This window comes from Lampropedia puyangensis (assembly GCF_004833285.1).
GTDB classification, from domain to species: domain Bacteria; phylum Pseudomonadota; class Gammaproteobacteria; order Burkholderiales; family Burkholderiaceae_C; genus Lampropedia; species Lampropedia puyangensis.
Genome location: NZ_STFG01000009.1, coordinates 97,204 through 114,870 on the forward strand (window position 1 = coordinate 97,204; position 17,667 = coordinate 114,870).

Genomic DNA, 17,667 nt, shown 5'->3' on the forward strand with positions numbered 1-17,667 from the left:
TCAGCAGGGCGCGCTGAATGTACACCACTGGATAGCGACTTGCACTGCCTCTTTGTTGAATCTTGCGCGACTGTGTGGAGATCCTGATCACGTTCTGAGAGTGGGCTTGCCTTGCGCTTGCAGCACTCGTATTCATGTGCAGCAAGAGACGCGGGCCAATGCAAGATGTGAGTAGCCCGTGTCCCTTGCTGATGTTTTTGCCTAACGATAATTACATGGCCGACGCTTCAAACCTGGCGGCTGCATTGAAGAGGGCCATGATGGAGGCGGTGAGGATATTGGTGTCTTTGCCTGCGCCAAATTTGGTGCCTGCAGTACCGGGCCAAGCCACTTCCACGATGGCGATCGCCGTGGTCTCTGCGCCTACTCCGATGCTGCGCTCTTCAAAGCTGTCAATGCGCAGGGGCAGGCCCAGAGCATTGACAGTGGCGGCAATAGGGCCGTTGCCAGTACCGGTGCGGGTGATGTGCTGGCCTGCCGCGTCACACCACTGCAACTCAATGCCTTGGCCTTGCGGGACTTCTAACAAGCGATGACCGATGTAGCGCAGGCGCGAAGATTGCTGGCTCGCTTGCAGATAAGTGGATTCAAAAAGCCCCCATATCTGTTGACTGCTCAATTCAGTTTCGCTGGTGTCGGCTTGTGCCTGGACGATCGCGCTGAATTCAATTTGCATGCGCCTTGGCATGACGATGCTATGGTCGCGCTGCAACAGAAAGGCAATGCCGCCTTTGCCCGATTGGCTGTTCACTCGCACGATGCTGTCATAGGTGCGGCCGAGGTCTTGTGGATCGATCGGCAGGTACGGTACACGCCAGAGCTTACCTTCTTGCTGAGCCGCAAAACCTTTGGCGATGGCATCTTGGTGCGAGCCAGAAAATGCAGTAAAGACCAAGTCGCCCACGTACGGGTGGCGCGGGTGGATGGGCAGTGCGGTGCACTCTTCGGCAATGCGGGCAACACCTGTAATGTCAGAGAAGTCCAGCCCTGGGGCGATGCCTTGGGTGTAGAGGTTCAACGCGAGGGTGACGACATCGAGGTTGCCGCTGCGCTCACCGTTGCCAAACAAACAGCCTTCGACGCGTTGGGCACCAGCCAGCAAGGCCTGCTCAGCACAGGCCACGCCAGTGCCGCGGTCGTTGTGTGGGTGCACTGAGAGCACGACATGCTCACGCCGAGCCAGATGTGTATGCATCCATTCGATTTGGTCGGCAAAGACGTTGGGCGTGGTGACTTCTACGGTCGTGGGCAGATTGACAATCATCGGGCGGTTGGGGCCAGCATCCCAAGCGGCAATCGCGGCATTGCAGACGGCCAGTGATACGTCTAACTCGGCCATACAGAATGTCTCGGGCGAATACTGTAAAACCCACTGGGTTTGGGGGTGCTGATCGCACAGACGCTTGAGCAGTTGCACATGGTGCTCGACCATGGCGATGATTTCGGGCAACTGCATGCCAAAAACGATCTCGCGAAATGCCGGTGCGATGGCGTTGTACAGGTGCACGATCGCGCGTTTGGCACCAACAGCGCTGCGCACGGTGGTTTCAATCAAGTCCTCGCGCAATTGGGTAATGACCATGGGGGTGACATCATCAGGAATCAGATGCGCATCAATCAAGTGGCGCACGATGTCGTAATCGGTTTGCGAAGCAGAGGGAAAGCCCACTTCAATTTCTTTGAAGCCGATGCGCACCAATTCTTGGAACAAGCGCAGTTTGCGCTCGCGATTCATGGGTTCAAACAGGGCCTGGTTGCCATCACGCAGGTCAGTGGAAAGCCATACCGGAGCTTGAGTCAAGGTGCGTGAAGGCCATTGGCGGTGGGGCAAATCCACCACAGGATGGGCACGGTATTTTTGAGAAGGTTGAGCCAACATAAAAACCTCAAATAGGAGAAATCATCAAGTGCCTGATTTCCCTGCTCCAAGGAGCTGGCTACGGTCGGGGTCTGGGGAAACCAGGATGGGAACAATCGCATGCGCATGCGAACGGACCCCGACCAGTGGTCAGAGCATGTAGGCATAGCAGTAGGGTTCTCAACATGGGGGTGCGGTGATGGAGTCAATGAGTGGCTTGAAACAACCAGTCTTTGCACTTTAAACTGCGATAAAAATGGCTTCTATAGAAAAAAATCCATTTTCTTTATCATTTTGGACATTTGCTTCATGGGCTTTTCTTCTTCAACACGGGGTGGGCATGCACTGGATTTGCACAGTGCAGAAACGTCTCCATTGCCAGTGACAGGGGTGGTTGAGCACTATCTTGCTGGCCATGTAGTGCCAGCGCACCAGCACCGACGTGGGCATTTGATTTACGCATCGTCTGGTGTGCTGTTGGTGCAAGCAGCTTCGGGCAGGTGGCTGGTGCCTCCTACTACAGCGGTTTGGTTACGCCCTGGGGTTGTTCACCAGCTCACAGCAGCTACGGCTATGACGGCCTATGGCATGTTGATTGATGAGGCATGGGCGCAGCAATTGCCTGAGACCGATTGTGTGGTGCATGTCACGCCATTGCTGCGCGAGTTGATTGATGCGTTGGCGCGGGTGTCCCACGATGCGCCATTGGCTTTGAGGAGTCAGCTGTTGGGGCAACTCTTTATGGAGGAACTCAAAACCGTAGCGTCGCTGCCTTTTTATCTGCCATGGCCTGAGGAAGGGCCGATGCGCCAACTGTGTGAAGGTTTGATGCAAGAGCGTGAGTATGCACAGACGGCATCACAGTGGGCCAGCCGATTGGCCATGACCCCGAAAACCCTGCATCGGCATTTTTTGAAAAGTACAGGCATGACATTTGGCCAGTGGCGCCAGACCATGCGATTGATGAAGTCGATGCCATGGCTGTTGCAAGGGCTGCCCATCACCCAAGTGGCATTGGAGAGTGGATATGAAAGCCACAGTGCCTATTGCGTGGCATTCAAGAAACATTTTGATTGCTCGCCTTCGCAATTTCTCACCAAGCTGGAGCCTGTGAAGGCACCCATGAAGGCAAACTGATTGCAGTTGCCTCACTTCTTGTGAAATTGATTCGACGTCTTTTCATTGGCTCTTCGTTCATCACTGCACAGCCAATCTACAGGTGGAAGTGGCCTGCCGCTTCTGGCTGGTAGAGCACTTGTTCAATGCGAATATGTTGGGTGCGATTGGCCGTGCGCCAGTCGATGGCATCTCCCGCCTTGTAGCCGAGAATGGCCGTGCCAATATCAGAGCAGACAGAGAGTTTGCCGGCATTGTCGTCTGCATCTTCTGGGTAGACCAAATCCACCTCCAGCTTTTCGTCGTTGAGTCGCAGCAAGGCGCGCGAATTCATCGTCACCACATGGCTGGCAACGTGTTGGGCATCGACCACGATGGCGCGTTCAATTTCATGCTCAAGCTCAAAAATGCTGGTTTCAGGCTCTAGTGCGACAAGTTGTCGCAGTCTGGCCTGGTCGATTTCGGTGACGTAAATGGCGTTGCCGTCGCTTGCTGCACGATCACGCAAGCGCTGCATGTAACGCGTTGAAGTCAGCGTAAATGATCGGAGGGTTGGCGTTTGACTTTCAAGCACGAAGCCATTGCGCAAGAAGGCGTTGACCGAGCGGGTATTGTCCGCATGGATTTTGGCAATCAACCGGTCTGCCCGCATTTCGAAGAAGGCCAATTTCATCCCCTCTTGAATAGCGCAGGAACCCAGTTTTCGCCCCCAATTGTCTCGGTCACCAATGACCAGCACCATTTCACAATCACTGCCAGACGGGACTAAGCGCACAAATCCTACAGGAACGTCGTGCCGGTTGTAGGCCATGAAGAAGCGGCCGCCTTGATTGAATAAATGGGTCAGGATTGGCAGTTGCACACGGTCAATGGCCTGCTCAATGAAGCGGGATACTTGCCGGGAATCACTCAGGTAGCGGATGACGCATTCGTCCTCCAGCCAGTCGATCAAATGCAGCGCATGGGACCGTGTGATCTCCGGACACAGCGCAATGAAAGGCTTACTCATCTTCACCACTTTTGGTTGCAAGAATGAAAGCCCTCCATGGCCGCGGCCATGACGGTTCTTTCAACAAAGCGCCGATTATAGGCCGCACCTCCATGCGCGGTTAAGGCGCTGACGGCGTGCTACTTTTTTTGGGGTGCTGCATTGATGTGGCAGCATCGTTGATGCATGTCTATAAATTTGTTGCAAAAATCATCCTAAGCTTGAAAACAAGCAGGCGGAGACAGTGGGTAAAGAAGGCTGTTGTTCAAGGCTCTGGTTTTTTAAAGATGACATCAAGTGCAAAGTGCAGAAAAAATTACAGAGTCCATGTCAGCACAAGCGCAACTAATGCATCGTCAGGATGAGAAGAGATAAAGAACCTGTTTTGCTCTGCAAGTACTCATTGAGATGGATTTAATGGGATATTTCTTTTTGTAGCAGCAGGCCTGCATCGTACAAGGCGTTGCGTGACAAGTTGGTATGTGCGGCGGCTACCCGAACGGCACTTTTGAGTGACACCCCTTCCTCTAGCAATAGCTGCAAGAGGCGTAAGGCCTCCGGTGGCAGTTCGGTGGTGTCCTTGGTCGATGGCTGGGGGTGAATGACCACAACAAATTCGCCTTTTTGGCGAATGGGATCTTCTGTCAACCACGCTTCAGCGGCATGAGCCGCGAGGGTATGGATTTGCTCGAACTGTTTGGTGATTTCACGCGCAAAGGTGATTGGGCGCTCCTGCAATATCTGGAGCGTGTGGGCTAAGTCGAGAATGCGGTGTGGGGACTCTAAGAGCACGACAGCGCGAGGCTCGGCCGCGAGTTGCTGCGCGGCCTCTTGACGCACCTTGCCTTTGGCTGGCAGAAAGCCTGCAAACACATAGCCGCCTTCTTGGGTGATGCCGGCTGCACTCATGGCCGCGGTGACGCTGCTGGCACCGGGCAGCGGGCTGGCGCGGAACCCTGCACGCGTGGCTTCTTCCACAACGATGGCGCCGGGGTCGCTAATGCCGGGGGTGCCTGCATCGCTGACGTACACCACCCGCTGGCCTTGGCTTAAACGCTCAATAATCTGCGCACTGGCGCTGCGCTCGTTGTGCTGGTGCACGGCCAGCAGTGCATTACCGGGCTTGTCGATGCCGTAGGCTTGCAGCATTTGGCGTGTGTGGCGTGTATCCTCACAGGCAATGGCATCTGCCAGTTGCAGTACATACAACGCGCGCAGGCTGATGTCGGCCAAGTTGCCAATGGGGGTAGCAACCACGTACAAAGTCGCTTGCGGATAATGTTGCGCGGCGGCGGCGGCATCAGCCGCTTGCAAAGCCAAGGCGAAGGAGGGAGTCACGTGCGGTTTCTCAAAGCAATGTGGAGTCAGGTCGGCAAGGGGCAAGCCCCGCAGGCGAAGGAGAGCATTGTCGCACCGCAAGCGGTGGGCGTGAACCATGGTGCGCGTGCTACAGGCGCCACGGCGCCAACGCGCAAAGCGCTGGGGGACCAAGGTGAAGACTGGGCATGTGCCTACTTGCAAGCGCAAGGCTTGCAGTTGGTTGCGCGCAATTACCGCACGCCGGGGCGCGGCGGTGGCGAGATTGATCTGATCATGCGTGAGCGCGATGGCACCTTGGTGTTTGTGGAGGTGCGCAGGCGCCAGCGTGCTGATTTTGGCGGTGCGGCTGCCAGTGTGACGGCCAGCAAACAGCGGCGCATTGTGTTGGCGGCGCAGCATTATTTGCAGCAGCTTGGTGGCCGCGAACCACCGTGCCGCTTTGATGTGGTGGTGTTGCAAGGTTCGGCACTGCACAGTGCGCCGCAGTGTGAATGGATGCGTGGTGCGTTTGATGCGGCTTAATGGCGCATGGATGAACGCGGTGGTTGTGTGCGGTGGTTGTATGTGTTGGCTGTGTGCGTTGTGAATGCGGGAGACATAAAAACAGCGGCACAAGGCCGCTGTTTTTGCTGCTGGGGTCAAGGTTGTTTATTGGTCGCCCTCTGAAGCATTTTTCGCAAATGAAATAGCGATCAATGAGATCACAGCTGTGCCGACAAGGTACAGCGCCACGGGCACCCAAGAACCGTTGTAGGACTTGAGCAACCATGTGGCCACCAATGGTGCAGTACCGCCTGCCAGCGCTGCACCAATTTGGTAGCCCAAGGTGATGCCGGTGTAGCGCACGCGGGTGGAGAAAATCTCTGAGAACAAGGTGCCCAATACAGCGGTAATCGGTGCCCAAACAAAGCCCAAGCCCACGACAGTGGCAATCACCAGTGTGGTGGTGGTGCCTTGTTCTAACAGCATGAAGTACGGGAAGGTGAACAGCGCCATGATGATGGTGCCGATAACGAACAGACGGCGGCGGCCAATGCTGTCAGACAGGCGCCCCATGATGGGGATCATCAAGGTGGTGACCAAGGTCGCAATCGTCACTGCGTTGAGCACGGTAATACGCTCAAACTTCAGGCTGGTGGTGGCGTAGCTGACGATGAAGGTGGAGAAAATGTAGAACGGTGCCGTTTCCACAAACTTCATGCCCACAGCGACCAAGACGGCACGCCAGTGGTGGCGCAGTGTTTCCACCAGTGGAATTTTGGCCACGTTGCCGCTGGCTTTGGCTTGCTTGAATTCGGGTGTTTCATCAATACCTTTGCGAATCCACAGACCTAAAAACACCAAGATGGCACTCAGCAAAAATGGCACGCGCCAGCCCCATGAGAGGAATTGGTCATCAGGCAACGTGCTCATAACGGTCATGGCCAAGGTGGCCATCACCATGCCAATCGTCACGCCCATTTGTGGCACGCTGCCAAACAAACCTTTGCGATTTTTGGGGGCGTATTCGTAAGCCAGCAGTAATGCGCCGCCCCATTCGCCACCAATGCCCAAACCTTGAATTAAGCGCAGCACAATCAGCAAAATGGGAGCCCAAATACCAATGGTGTCGTAGCCCGGCAGCAAGCCAATAGCTACGGTGGCACCGCCCATTAAGGAGAGCGTGATGACCAAGGTTTTTTTGCGGCCAATGCGGTCACCAATGTGCGCAAAGATAAAGCCGCCCAATGGCCGGATGAAGAAGGTTAACGAGAACGTGAGGTAAGACAGCATCAAACCTACGACTGGGTCAGTCGTGGGGAAGAACACTTTATTGAATACCAGCGCTGCAGTGGTGGCGTACAAAAAGTAGTCAAACCATTCGATGGAGCTGCCCATCAGGCTGGCGGCCAATACCCGTTTGTTGGTGGCGGCCGATGGTGGCGAGGCTGTGCTTGTGCTTGCAGTCATGCTTTAGTGTGTTGAAAGGGTTGAGAGATGCGAGGTTTGTTTAAGTGGCAGTTTGGCTGTGTAATTGCTGGCGCACCAGTCGGCATGCGGCCAAGTCCCAAGCGGCAGTGCCAACGCTTTTGAACACAATCGGCTTGGTGCGATCTGGCTGCTGATCCAGCGCACTAGCGAGGCTGCGCACTTGCGCCCAATCGACCCCGGCTTGCATCAAATCGCCCGCTTCGTGCGGAGCGCCTACGGGGTCGTCCACATAGAGCGTGCTGCCAGCCAGTGTGTTGGCACCAATTTCGGCCATTTCAGGGCGGAAGGCACCGACACCAATGACCAAACGCGCCGGTGATGCGGGCAGATCGTAGATGGCTTGCAAACTGGTGGTGACGGTGATGACCACGTCGATCTTGTCAGGCATGACGTCATCAATAGGGTGCAGTTGCAAGGGCAAAGTCTCGTGTTGTGCACAAAATGTTTGCGCGTTTTCCAACGTGCGCCCTTTGATATATACCGTGCTGTTGGGGTAGCAATCGGCTAATGCCTGCAGGTGGTAGTGCGCTTGTGTGCCAGTGCCGTAAAGCAGAATGTTGCGAACGGCAGCGGGCCCCAATGTGCGCAACCCCAACATGGAAATAGCTGCTGTGCGCCGCCCAGTGACTTCGGGGCCATCAAGTACAAATAAAGGGGTTCCGGTGATGGCATCGAAAGCTGTAACTAAACCATGAATGGCGGGAAGCGCTCTGGCTGAATTGGCAGGTTGCACCGTGATTAATTTATGCGCCACGATGTCTTTTGCCACTGCTGGCATGCTGAGCAGAACGGCGCTGTCAAAGGGCACCACCATGCGTTCAGGGCTGTGGATGGCGCCAGCCTCATAGTGACGCAAGGTATCGGCCAGTGCGTCAATCAAGGCAGGGAAGGGCAGCAGTGCTGCAGTGTGCTCTGCCGAATAAACCTGTAGGGAGGAAGGGGCTGCTACTGTCATGGTGATACTCGGTTAAGTGGATTTTTTTAAAACCAAAATAGCGAATCAATTGCAAGGAGTTTGCAAATTTCGTGCCAATTTTGGGTGAATAATTTGCATTTATAACCAATTTTGGTTCTTTAAAATTACCAAATTGGTGCAATGCGAAAGAATTAAGGGTAAGTACTGAGTGATGGGCGTGCATAGAGGTGCGGTGCGAATCAGCCTGCTTCGCTGCGGTTTGTGTGGTCGTTTCCTTATCCCTGTTGCTCTGCGTAAGCCACAATGGTTGCGACAATGCGTTTTCTTTTGCAGCAATTGACCACACGATGACCATGGAGTTACCTACAGGCGCATACGGCGCATTTCGCCCTAAGCAGGTTTATGAGCAGGTGGCAGATGCCATTCGACGGGCGATTGATGACGGTACCTTTTCCGTTGGTAGTCGCTTGCCTGCCGAGCGTGAATTGGCCAAACGCTTTAATGTCAGTCGGCCGGCGGTGCGCGAGGCCATTGGCGCATTACAGAACGAAGGTTTGATTGCCACGCGGCAAGGTTCTGGCTCGTACGTGACTGCAGCGCAATTGCAGATTGCACCTGAAGATGTTGCGCACTTTGGGCAAGGCCATGCCGATATGAGTCCTGTGGCCATACTGGAAGTACGCATGATGATTGAGCCTGCGATCATCAAGCTCGCATGCAGGCACCCTGGGCGAGATATGCAAGCAGAACGCTATCTGGAACAAATGGCAGGGATTCGTGACATCAATGACCCACGGCAACAATTACTGTGGAGCGATACCGACCGGCTGTTTCACCGGCAACTGGCCTACATGAGCCAAGATTTACTGGTGATGAAAATGGCCGATGAGATTGCCCGTAGCATGGACCAACCTTTATGGAAACGCTTGCGCGATGATGGTATTTATGAGCCCCAGCGTATTCAACTGTATGTGGCCGAACATACATTGATTTATGACGCAGTGGTGCAAGGCGACGCGGAGGCTGCGAGTTTCTACGTTCGTAAACACCTTGAGCGCGTGCGTGCAGACATTGCACCGGTGGATTGATAAGGTGACGGTGAAGTGCAGACGGCGAGGTATTGCATGATTTTGGGATGAGGCGAGATGAGTCCTTTTGAGTCGGTTGATTTAAACCAATTGCGCGTGTTGGCTGCCTTGTTGTCGAGCCGCAGTGTGACGCGAACGGCTAGGCAGTTGGGAATGAGTCAACCTGCCGTCAGCAGGAGCTTGGCGGTGTTGCGCCACTTGTTTTCTGATCCATTGTTGGTCAAGACTGGCAGTGGCATGACCTTGACGCAACGGGCTGAAGCTTTGCGCGAGCCGGTAGACGCGTGGTTGTTTGCCACGCGCCAGGTGGTACGGCAAACCGGGGCAGCCGATGGAGGGTGCCCGTCGGGGCCTATTCGCATCGCCTCAACTGATTTCGGTGTGTTGTCGGTGATTGAACCTGCAATGCCATTCATCATGCAGCATGCGCCAGATTTGGTTCTGGATATTTGTTCCTTGGTGCCCGAAAGCCTGAATCTTCTCAGCGGCGGTGCTGTAGATGTGGTGGTCAGTGGATTTGACCCTGAGCCTGGAAGAACGCATGAGCGGCATCTGTTTACGGAGACATATTGCTGCGTTTTTCAGCGTGATCATCCGTTGGCCAGCGTTGGCAGCGACGTTCCACTGAGTACCGAGGAGTTGCTGAATTGGCCTCATGTGTTGGTGACGGTCAATGGCATGGATGTGGATCCGTTCGGAATGGCACTTGGATCGGCAGTAGACCAGCGACGTGTGGCCGCACGCTTGCCATTTTTTGCCTCTGCCCCATTGCTTCTACAAAAAACAAACGCGCTTTTTGTAACGCCGTTAAAAACGTACCAGTATTTCCTGCAAGCTGGGTTTGCCTTGACCTCTCGTCCTGCGCAGGTGGATTTTGGGACGTTTGACTATTGGTTGTATTGGCACGAGCGCAGCCGTAGAGACCCAGCTATTCAGTGGCTCTTGGATGCTTTTAGCAAGCCTTTTAATTCAAGTAGTGCCCGTTGATTCGGTTTCAAAACAGACATTATTCATTTGGCGAATAGCCAATATACATAAGAAAAGCAGAAACCATTCTCATTACAAAACAGTACATTTGCCTCCGTTTTCATGCGTGCTGGTTTGGGGATCTGTGGGCATGAAAAGCACGTAGTGTCGGTAGCCAACTTCAGGACTGTCTGTTGAATAGCCAAGACCACCGTCTTTAGACATCGTTGGATGTGGTGTCTCAAGTCGATTGTTTAAGGCTTTTCGATTGGGGTAATGAGTGAAGAAAACCATCATTTTTTCTGCAGCGTTGTGTGCTTGTGCAAGCTACGCACAAAACGTTGCAATTGGCTCTGGGGGCGTTCAGACAGACCAAGATCAACAACTGGACTCTGTCATTGTGACTGGCGATGCGGCTGCTGATGCGAGTACTGAGCATGTTGACTCATACAAGGCTGAGGCGACTTCAGCAGGAACCAAGCTGGCAACCTCCTTGCGCGAAATTCCACAGTCGGTCACTGTGATTACGCAAGAGCGTATTCATGATCAGAATTTGCGCACGGCGCAAGAGTATTTTCAGTGGATCCCAGGCATGGGCAATGTGCTGAACCAAGAAGGTTTTGTGAATTTACGCGGCTTCTCTGCACAAACCACCGTCAATGGCGTGCCGACTGGTGGCTTGGTGGGCCGCACCCATGCAGACATTTCGGCCTTTGACCGCATTGAGGTGATCAAGGGGCCTTCCGGGTTGATGACAGGCAATGGTTCTCCTGGCGGCAGTATCAACTACCAATTCAAAAAGCCAACATCGCAATTCAGAGGCGAAGCCACATTGGCGCTTGGGGCGGATCAAGCGCGTAATGCGGGCATTGATATTGGCGGCCCGGTGATTGAGTCTGGTGCATTGCGAGCACGCGCTGTGTTGTTCAATGATAAGCGTGATGAGTATGTGGACGTGGAGCGGCGCGACCGTACCTCTGTTTACGGCGTGCTGGAATATGACATCACGCCAAGTACGGTGGCGTCATTGGGCTATTGGCAGCAGAAGAACAATGCCCGTCAGAGCTTTCGCCAAGGCTTGGCTGCCTATACCGATGGGGGCTTGCTGTGGGAGGCCGATCCTCGCACATCGATGACGCAAGATTGGGCCGATTTCAACTTCAAGGCAACTTGGTTATTGGCTGATGTAGAGCACTACTTCAATGATGACTGGAGCATGAAGCTGTCCTACCGTGATGGTGAATCAGGGCATCCTGCGTATTACTCTGCTCCCGGCGCGTCACGCTCAAACAGCGCTTGTGGATCCAATACGTCTTTCTCAGGCATTGATCGTAATAATCCAGCTTCTTCGGTGCGTTGCTTCACCACGGAATTCTGGACAGACGACAACAAGCATCGCGACGTGGATGTGTTCGTTGGCGGTAAGCTTGATTTGTGGGGGCAGCGCCATGATGTCGTTGTCGGCGCGAACTGGGAGCGCAATCAGATGAGTCGCACGCTGGGGGGATCCTTCCCTCAGTACGATTTTCTGAATGACTACTTGAATCCCAATCCGCATGTGATTGACACACCGCCTATGGCAGGGGTGCCCTCAACCAGTTTCAATAATGTTTCACGCAAACGCGGTATTTATACGCGTGCCACTGTGCGTATCAATGATTGGCTCAAGATGCCAGTAGGTGGCCGTTGGAGCTGGGTAACCAATTCGAATGGATCGCAACCTGCCAAAGGGGAGTTCACTCCTTATTTTGGTCTGGTTGCTGACATTAACCAAAACTGGACGGTGTATGGCAGCTATACAGAAACGTTCAATCCCAGCACGGCTCGTTCGTGGGTAGCAGAAGGTCACCCGGGAGATTTGTTGCCACATCAATTTGGTAAGCAACTGGAGGTAGGGGTTAAAAGCTTTTGGCTGGATAACCGTTTGACGGCCACGGCAGCGGTATACGACTTGCGCTTGAAAAATACCGCACGCGCTGACTTGGATCACACAGGTTTTTCCATCCCCACGGGCGAGCAGCGCACCCGCGGTGCAGAATTTGATATTCAAGGGCGCGTACAACCGAATTGGGCGTTGGGCGCCGCGTATGCCTATGTGGATGCGAAGTACACCAAGGCAGACAACGGACAAGGCCAACGTGTGGCTAATGCTCCTACACATTCAGCCAACCTCTACACCAACTACCGTTTTGGAGAACAAAGCCAGTTGCGTGGCTTGAGTGTGGGCGGTGGCTTGCGCTATTCAGGCAAGGTTTTGGGCAGTTTGCCACGTGGCAATACACCGCGCTTAGAAGCGCCAGGCTATACCACTGCGCATTTGCGCGCGGGATACAAAGTCAATCGCTACACGGAACTGAGCGTCAACATCGATAACCTGTTCAACAAGACCTATTGGCAAGAGTTGGGTACTCCTGCGGGCGGCAACTTTTACGGTATTGGCCGTACCTATATGGCAACCCTGCGCATGACGTTTTGACGTCACGAAACCTCTGTAGTGCTCTGTAGTAGGGGATGGGGGATTGCATCATGATGCAATCCCCCCACACTGCTTAGGTGAGGTCCTCACTCTTTTATCAAGAAAAGTTTTAAACCATCTTTTGACGCGCATGGTTTGTGTCTTCAATGGACCCAAAAACTGGCGCTTTACTGTGTGTGTTTAGAACATGTTTACGCACTTAGGCCAGTTTGATGTCGATGGGTGTTTGGGCCAATTGCTCAAGTGCTTCTGTATTTTTTGCGTGCGCATTGGTCACCAGCGTGTGGATGTTTTGGCTGCTGGCAGAAACGTAGCGGCTTTGCACACCAACTTTGCTGTGGTCGGCCAGCACCACGAGTTTGTCGGCATGGCGGGCCATGGCCTGCGCAATATGGAACTCATGCGCATCGAATGAAGAGCAGCCTACCGCAGCTGTGATGCCTACCGGGGAGATGAGCGCAACATCGGCATGGTATTGATGCAGTGCATTGAGTGTGGCTTCACCATAGGTGCATTGCACTTCTGTGTTGACTTGCCCTCCGAGCAAAACCACATGGTTGGCGACCCTGTTGTGGTGCTGTGTGGCACTGAGCGTGGTTGCGATGGGGATGGAGTTGGTGATGATGGTCAATCCTGACAAGAGCGAGAGTTCTTGCGCCAAGATGGCAGTAGTGGTGCCTGCATCGATGAAAAGAAGTTGCCCAGGTGAGAGTAGCTTCACTGCCGTTTTGGCTATCGCTGTTTTCTCTCGCACGCGGGTATTTTGCCGGTGCACAAAGGGCGGCTCGTCTTGCGCCACTTTGGCAGCGCCGCCATGAACCCTACGCAGCAGGCCCAAGGCTTCAAGTGCAAGCAGATCTTGCCTGACGGTTTCACGCGAGACCTGCATGTCTTGAATGAAGTGTTCTGTGGTGACTCGGGAGAAAGAGTCCAGAAGCGATTGAATGCGAACAAAGCGGTCTTCTTGCAGCATGGAGGAGGGGCAGAAAGTGAGAGGACAACGTAGGGGGTGGCGTTCGGAGGTCAGTTTGGCTTTTTGCAAATAGCGACAGTGTCTATGGCGCTGTATGCGGTGCGGTTGTACGCTGGTTTTGCAACCAACGCATGAGCACGGTGCAAAGACCAACAATGCCCATGATGCAACTTGAGTAGGCAGCCGCTTGGGTCGTAAAGCCTGCTTCGTCCAGGCGCATCACGGTGACCGCTGCCAACATGTTTGCAGGGGTGACGAGGAAAATAATGGCAGACAAGGTCACCATCGACATCATGAACAAGAATACCGCGACAGAGGCGAGCGTGACACGAAGCCACGGTATATAGACATCGCGCAGTGCATGCACGACACCGCCGCCAAGCGAGGCCACGGAGTCTTCGAGCGCATACGGAATTTGGCGTGCAGCAGCATTCATCATTAAAAAGGCTTGTGCATGGTAGTGGTAGAAGTTGCAGGCAATCAAGATAACCAAACTGCCATACAGTGCAACCAACGGGGTGTTGGGGGCGTTGAAGACAAACACATAACCTAGCCCCAACACCAAGCCCGGTACGGCAACTGGCATGGTACTGACCACGGATGCCACTTTTGCTAAACGTCCATGTGCGTGGCGCAAAGCAATCACTAGCACCAATACCAGCATGCTGCCGCATAGTGCGGTGAGTAAGGACACGTTCAGCGATGTCCAAAGCGGTGCCCATGCGTTGGACATATTGACGTTGTAATTGGCCAGCGTGGGCTCCATCCGATAAGGCCAGAGTTTCATGAAACTGGCAACGACCACGACGACAATGACTGCGAGCATGAAAAGGGCGCAGGCCCATGTGATGGCGCCTAAGATAGTGTCACGTGGCAAGTTAGGAACAAGGGGTGGCAGTTGGGCTGACTCTGCACCGCAGCCTTGGCGGTTGCGTGCAAAGCGCTCAATCAGTACAGAGAGCACAGCGGGAAACAGTAATGCAATGCCGACTACGGCTCCCATGCCAAAGCGCATTTGCCCGCTGACTTGGTTGTAAATCTCTGAGGCCAGTACGTTGTAGTTGCCGCCAATCACGGCTGCATTGCCAAAGTCGGTGATGGTCATTGTGAATACAACGAAAATGGCGCTGAGCACGCCATAGCGCACTTGAGGCCATGTCACGTCGCGAAACTGCTGCCAGCCATTGGCGCCTAGCGTTTGCGCTGCTTCGTATAGGCGAGCATCGCCATGGCGCAGGGCGGAGCGCATGATCAAAATGGCAAACGGCAAACCATACAAGGTATTGGCAATGAGCAAGCCCCAAAAGCCATAGAGGTCAGGACGGATGCCTAGCCATGAGCCCACCAAACCGTTGCGGCCAAGCAGAAACAGCAAACCCAACGATAGCACCAAGGACGGGGCCATGAGAGGGAGGTTCAAAGCTGCTGCTGCCCATCGCTTGCCGGGCATTGCACTGCGCTCGAGCGCATATGCGGCGATGAAACCCAAGAGGGCACAACTGGCAGTGACGCACAGGCCAAGCAGCAAACTGTTGGCGGTGGCCTGCCATAAACTGCCAGTGCGTATCAGTGCTGCATAGTTGCCCCAGCCAAAGGTTTGGGTGGTGTCTTGCAGCAGGCTGCGCCAGCCAATGGCCAACATGGGGGCAATGAAAAACAGGGCTAAGCCGACAAGAGGAATCCACAAGCACAGTTGCAAAAAAGAGGCGTCCATGCCTTGCGAGAATGCACCGTCGCGGCGGGTGCGCTTGTTTATGCTGTTCATGCGGCTACCCATGTGGCGTGCTCTGACGCTAGTTCAACATGCACGTTTTGACCTGTATGCAAGGCCATTTGTGCAGAAGCCTGTGCCCATAGCAATTGGTGGTGGCATTGCAGTTGTACTTTTTGCCATGGCCCGCTGAAAAGCACCTGCTGCACTTGCGCAGCGGCAGCGTTTTTGATGGGGCGTTGGTGTGGGTGGATGTGCAGATGTTCCGGACGCACGCACAGAACTTTTTGCCGTTCTTGTCCCGTGTCGGATGGCTGCGCCAAGTGCGGCCATAACTGTATGACTGTGTGGGATTGCAGCATATTGCTGCTGCCCATGAATTCGGCGACAAAACGGTTTTGGGGATGCTGGTAGAGTTGCTGAGCTGTTCCTACCTGTGCAATGCGGCCTTGCTGCATGCAGACGATGCGGTCGGCCATTTCCATGGCCTCATCCTGGTCATGTGTGACCATCAAGGTGGGGATATTTAAACGTTGTTGAATGTCGCGTATTTCCATGCGCAGCTGCGCACGCACTTGTGCATCCAGGGCGGACAAAGGTTCATCCAGCAGCAGCACCCGTGGCTCAATGGCCAGCGCGCGCGCCAGTGCCACACGTTGCTGTTGTCCACCTGAGAGTTGCTGCGGATAACGGTCCTGCAAATCGGTTAGGCGAACCATGTTGAGCAGTTGTGTGACGCGTGCATGGATGTCGTGCTTATTGGCTTTGAGCAGGCGCAGTCCATAAGCCACATTGTCTGCCACCGTCATGTGTGGGAACAGCGAGTAAGATTGAAAAACGATGCCAAAGCGTCGCTCGCGAGCAGATTGCGTTTGCAGTGATTGGCCGTTCAAGCGCAAGGCTCCTGCATCTGGTGATAACAAGCCTGCGACGATACGCAGCAAGGTGGTTTTTCCGCAGCCACTGGGTCCGAGCAGACAAACAAACTCACCGGGAGCAATCTGAAGATTGATGTCTGACAGGGTGGGTTGACCTGAAAAGCTTTTGTGAATGCTTTGGATCTCGAGCGTCATGGAGGTTTTGCAAGAAGCGTGCTTGCTGCATGTTGGTAAAGAGTGTCGCGCTTACCCGCAGGGCCTTGTGGGTGGGGTGTGCCAAGTGCAGGGGCAAGCACGTGTGTTGCTGCTTTGAGCCGCCGCCCGGTAGAGGCGCTAGCGGCGGTTCTTTTTAAGTGCAGGCTCAAGCCATTAACGGCCAATGTCCTTGTTCCAGCGCTCGAGGATGGCCGTGCGTTCTTGCGCAGACTTCACGAAGTCCACAGGAAATACGACAGAGGAAATATCGGCAGGAAGACCCGCTGCTTTCGCTGCTTGCGATTGCGGCGCGCCAGCAATGGTGACGATTTCTTTGTATTTCACGTATTGGTTTGCGGCATGGGCAGACAAGGTCCAATCCAGAAATTTCTGTGCATCGGTTTTGTTTTTGGAGCTGGCCATCAAGCCAGAAGCTTCTAGCTCATACCCTGCGCCATCTGTTGGAATGACCATTTTCATGGGTGCGCCGGACTCTACCGCTTTGATGGCGGCAAACGCCAGTGATGTGCCGATGGCGTACTCGCCCGCCTGGGCAGCCTTGCAGGGGCGCGAGCCAGATTTGATGTACTGTGCGACGTTCTGGTCCAAGTCTTTCAGTAGTTTCCAGCCTTGGTCGTCGCCTAGCTTTTGCAGCAAGGCAGCAATTTGCAAATAGCCCGTGCCGGAGGATACGGGGTTGGGCATGACCACTTCACCTTTGTATTCTGGTTTGAGCAAGTCCGCCCAGCTTTGCGGAACAGGCAGTTTCTTAGCCTCCAGTACGGCGGTGTTTACACAAAATGCGGCCATGTAGCCGGTGGCCGCAGTCCATTTGTGATCGGTGGCGCGGTAATTGGCTTGAAGCTTGTCACTACCGGCTGGTTCGTAGGGCTGCAGCAAGGCCAGAATGCGCGGGTCCATCATGTTCGTGACAGCCCAACCCCAGATCACGTCGTGGCGCGGATTGGCAGCTTCGGCCAGAATGCGTGCGCCCAAGTCACCAGTGGACAAGCGCAGGACATCGACTTTGACATCAGGCATGTCTTTTTGTGCTTGTGCCAGATAGTCTTTGATTTCATCTTCTTCCAGCGAGGTGTAAACCGTGATGGTGCCTGCGTACGCCATGGCGCAGGCCAACGTCAGAGGGGCCAGTGTGGCGCTTTTAAGCAAGGTGCGTGCGGTGTTTGAGAGCATGGTTTTTCCAGTCAGAA

Annotated in this window: 14 protein-coding genes; 5 read left to right on the plus strand and 9 right to left on the minus strand. The window is 54.3% G+C overall.

Annotated features, from left to right (window positions below; translation table 11 throughout):
• Window positions 1-211: 211 nt before the first annotated feature.
• Window positions 212-1,879 (minus strand): 2-isopropylmalate synthase, encoded by a 1,668-nt coding sequence (locus E9531_RS09850; protein ID WP_136573587.1) that lies wholly within the window; start codon window positions 1,877-1,879, stop codon window positions 212-214.
• A 288-nt stretch (window positions 1,880-2,167) separates the two neighbouring features.
• Here E9531_RS09850 and E9531_RS09855 point away from each other — a divergent pair, with 288 nt between their 5' ends.
• Window positions 2,168-2,995, plus strand: coding sequence for an AraC family transcriptional regulator (locus E9531_RS09855; RefSeq protein ID WP_136573588.1), 828 nt, complete (start codon window positions 2,168-2,170; stop codon window positions 2,993-2,995).
• Window positions 2,996-3,071: 76 nt separating this feature from the next.
• Here the strand turns inward: E9531_RS09855 and E9531_RS09860 are convergent, their stop codons facing one another.
• Together E9531_RS09860 and rsmI are read right to left on the minus strand one after the other, a co-directional pair.
• The gene (locus tag E9531_RS09860) at window positions 3,072-3,983 is read right to left on the minus strand and encodes a bifunctional GNAT family N-acetyltransferase/nucleoside diphosphate kinase regulator (RefSeq protein ID WP_136573589.1); all 912 of its coding nucleotides are present in this window, start codon (window positions 3,981-3,983) and stop codon (window positions 3,072-3,074) included.
• 393 nt (window positions 3,984-4,376) lie between these two features.
• The gene (gene rsmI / locus E9531_RS09865) at window positions 4,377-5,300 is read right to left on the minus strand and encodes a 16S rRNA (cytidine(1402)-2'-O)-methyltransferase (protein ID WP_136573590.1); all 924 of its coding nucleotides are present in this window, start codon (window positions 5,298-5,300) and stop codon (window positions 4,377-4,379) included.
• Here rsmI and E9531_RS09870 point away from each other — a divergent pair, their 5' ends adjacent.
• A complete protein-coding gene (locus E9531_RS09870; RefSeq protein WP_244610063.1) occupies window positions 5,301-5,804 on the plus strand; it encodes a YraN family protein in 504 nt (167 codons plus the stop codon).
• 126 nt (window positions 5,805-5,930) lie between these two features.
• Here the strand turns inward: E9531_RS09870 and E9531_RS09875 are convergent, their stop codons facing one another.
• Both E9531_RS09875 and lhpI read right to left on the minus strand, forming a co-directional pair.
• Complete coding sequence (locus tag E9531_RS09875; protein WP_136573591.1) at window positions 5,931-7,232, minus strand: MFS transporter; 1,302 nt, start codon at window positions 7,230-7,232, stop codon at window positions 5,931-5,933.
• A 40-nt stretch (window positions 7,233-7,272) separates the two neighbouring features.
• Window positions 7,273-8,208, minus strand: coding sequence for a bifunctional Delta(1)-pyrroline-2-carboxylate/Delta(1)-piperideine-2-carboxylate reductase (lhpI, locus tag E9531_RS09880; protein WP_136573592.1), 936 nt, complete (start codon window positions 8,206-8,208; stop codon window positions 7,273-7,275).
• Window positions 8,209-8,522: 314 nt separating this feature from the next.
• On the opposite strand from lhpI, the gene E9531_RS09885 reads away from it, so the two are divergent.
• The 3 genes from E9531_RS09885 to E9531_RS09895 all read left to right on the plus strand — a co-directional run bounded on the left by E9531_RS09885 (window position 8,523) and on the right by E9531_RS09895 (window position 12,699).
• Window positions 8,523-9,257, plus strand: coding sequence for a FadR/GntR family transcriptional regulator (locus E9531_RS09885; RefSeq protein ID WP_136573593.1), 735 nt, complete (start codon window positions 8,523-8,525; stop codon window positions 9,255-9,257).
• A gap of 57 nt (window positions 9,258-9,314) precedes the next feature.
• Window positions 9,315-10,244 carry a LysR family transcriptional regulator gene (locus tag E9531_RS09890; RefSeq protein WP_136573594.1) on the plus strand — a complete coding sequence of 310 codons (930 nt, stop codon included), beginning with the start codon at window positions 9,315-9,317 and terminating at the stop codon, window positions 10,242-10,244.
• Between the two features lie 259 nt (window positions 10,245-10,503).
• Complete coding sequence (locus E9531_RS09895) at window positions 10,504-12,699, plus strand: TonB-dependent siderophore receptor (RefSeq protein ID WP_136573595.1); 2,196 nt, start codon at window positions 10,504-10,506, stop codon at window positions 12,697-12,699.
• Window positions 12,700-12,898: 199 nt separating this feature from the next.
• Here E9531_RS09895 and E9531_RS09900 read toward each other — a convergent pair whose 3' ends face one another.
• From E9531_RS09900 to E9531_RS09915, 4 genes are all read right to left on the minus strand, one after another.
• Window positions 12,899-13,672 (minus strand): DeoR/GlpR family DNA-binding transcription regulator, encoded by a 774-nt coding sequence (locus E9531_RS09900; RefSeq protein ID WP_136573596.1) that lies wholly within the window; start codon window positions 13,670-13,672, stop codon window positions 12,899-12,901.
• A gap of 82 nt (window positions 13,673-13,754) precedes the next feature.
• Window positions 13,755-15,437: an ABC transporter permease subunit gene (locus E9531_RS09905; RefSeq protein ID WP_211343410.1), complete on the minus strand. Its 1,683-nt coding sequence runs from the start codon at window positions 15,435-15,437 to the stop codon at window positions 13,755-13,757.
• The gene (locus E9531_RS09910; protein ID WP_136573597.1) at window positions 15,434-16,456 is read right to left on the minus strand and encodes an ABC transporter ATP-binding protein; all 1,023 of its coding nucleotides are present in this window, start codon (window positions 16,454-16,456) and stop codon (window positions 15,434-15,436) included. The genes E9531_RS09905 and E9531_RS09910 overlap by 4 nt, the downstream gene beginning before the upstream one ends.
• A 174-nt stretch (window positions 16,457-16,630) precedes the next feature.
• A complete protein-coding gene (locus E9531_RS09915) occupies window positions 16,631-17,650 on the minus strand; it encodes an ABC transporter substrate-binding protein (protein ID WP_136573598.1) in 1,020 nt (339 codons plus the stop codon).
• Between the last annotated feature and the right edge of the window lie 17 nt (window positions 17,651-17,667).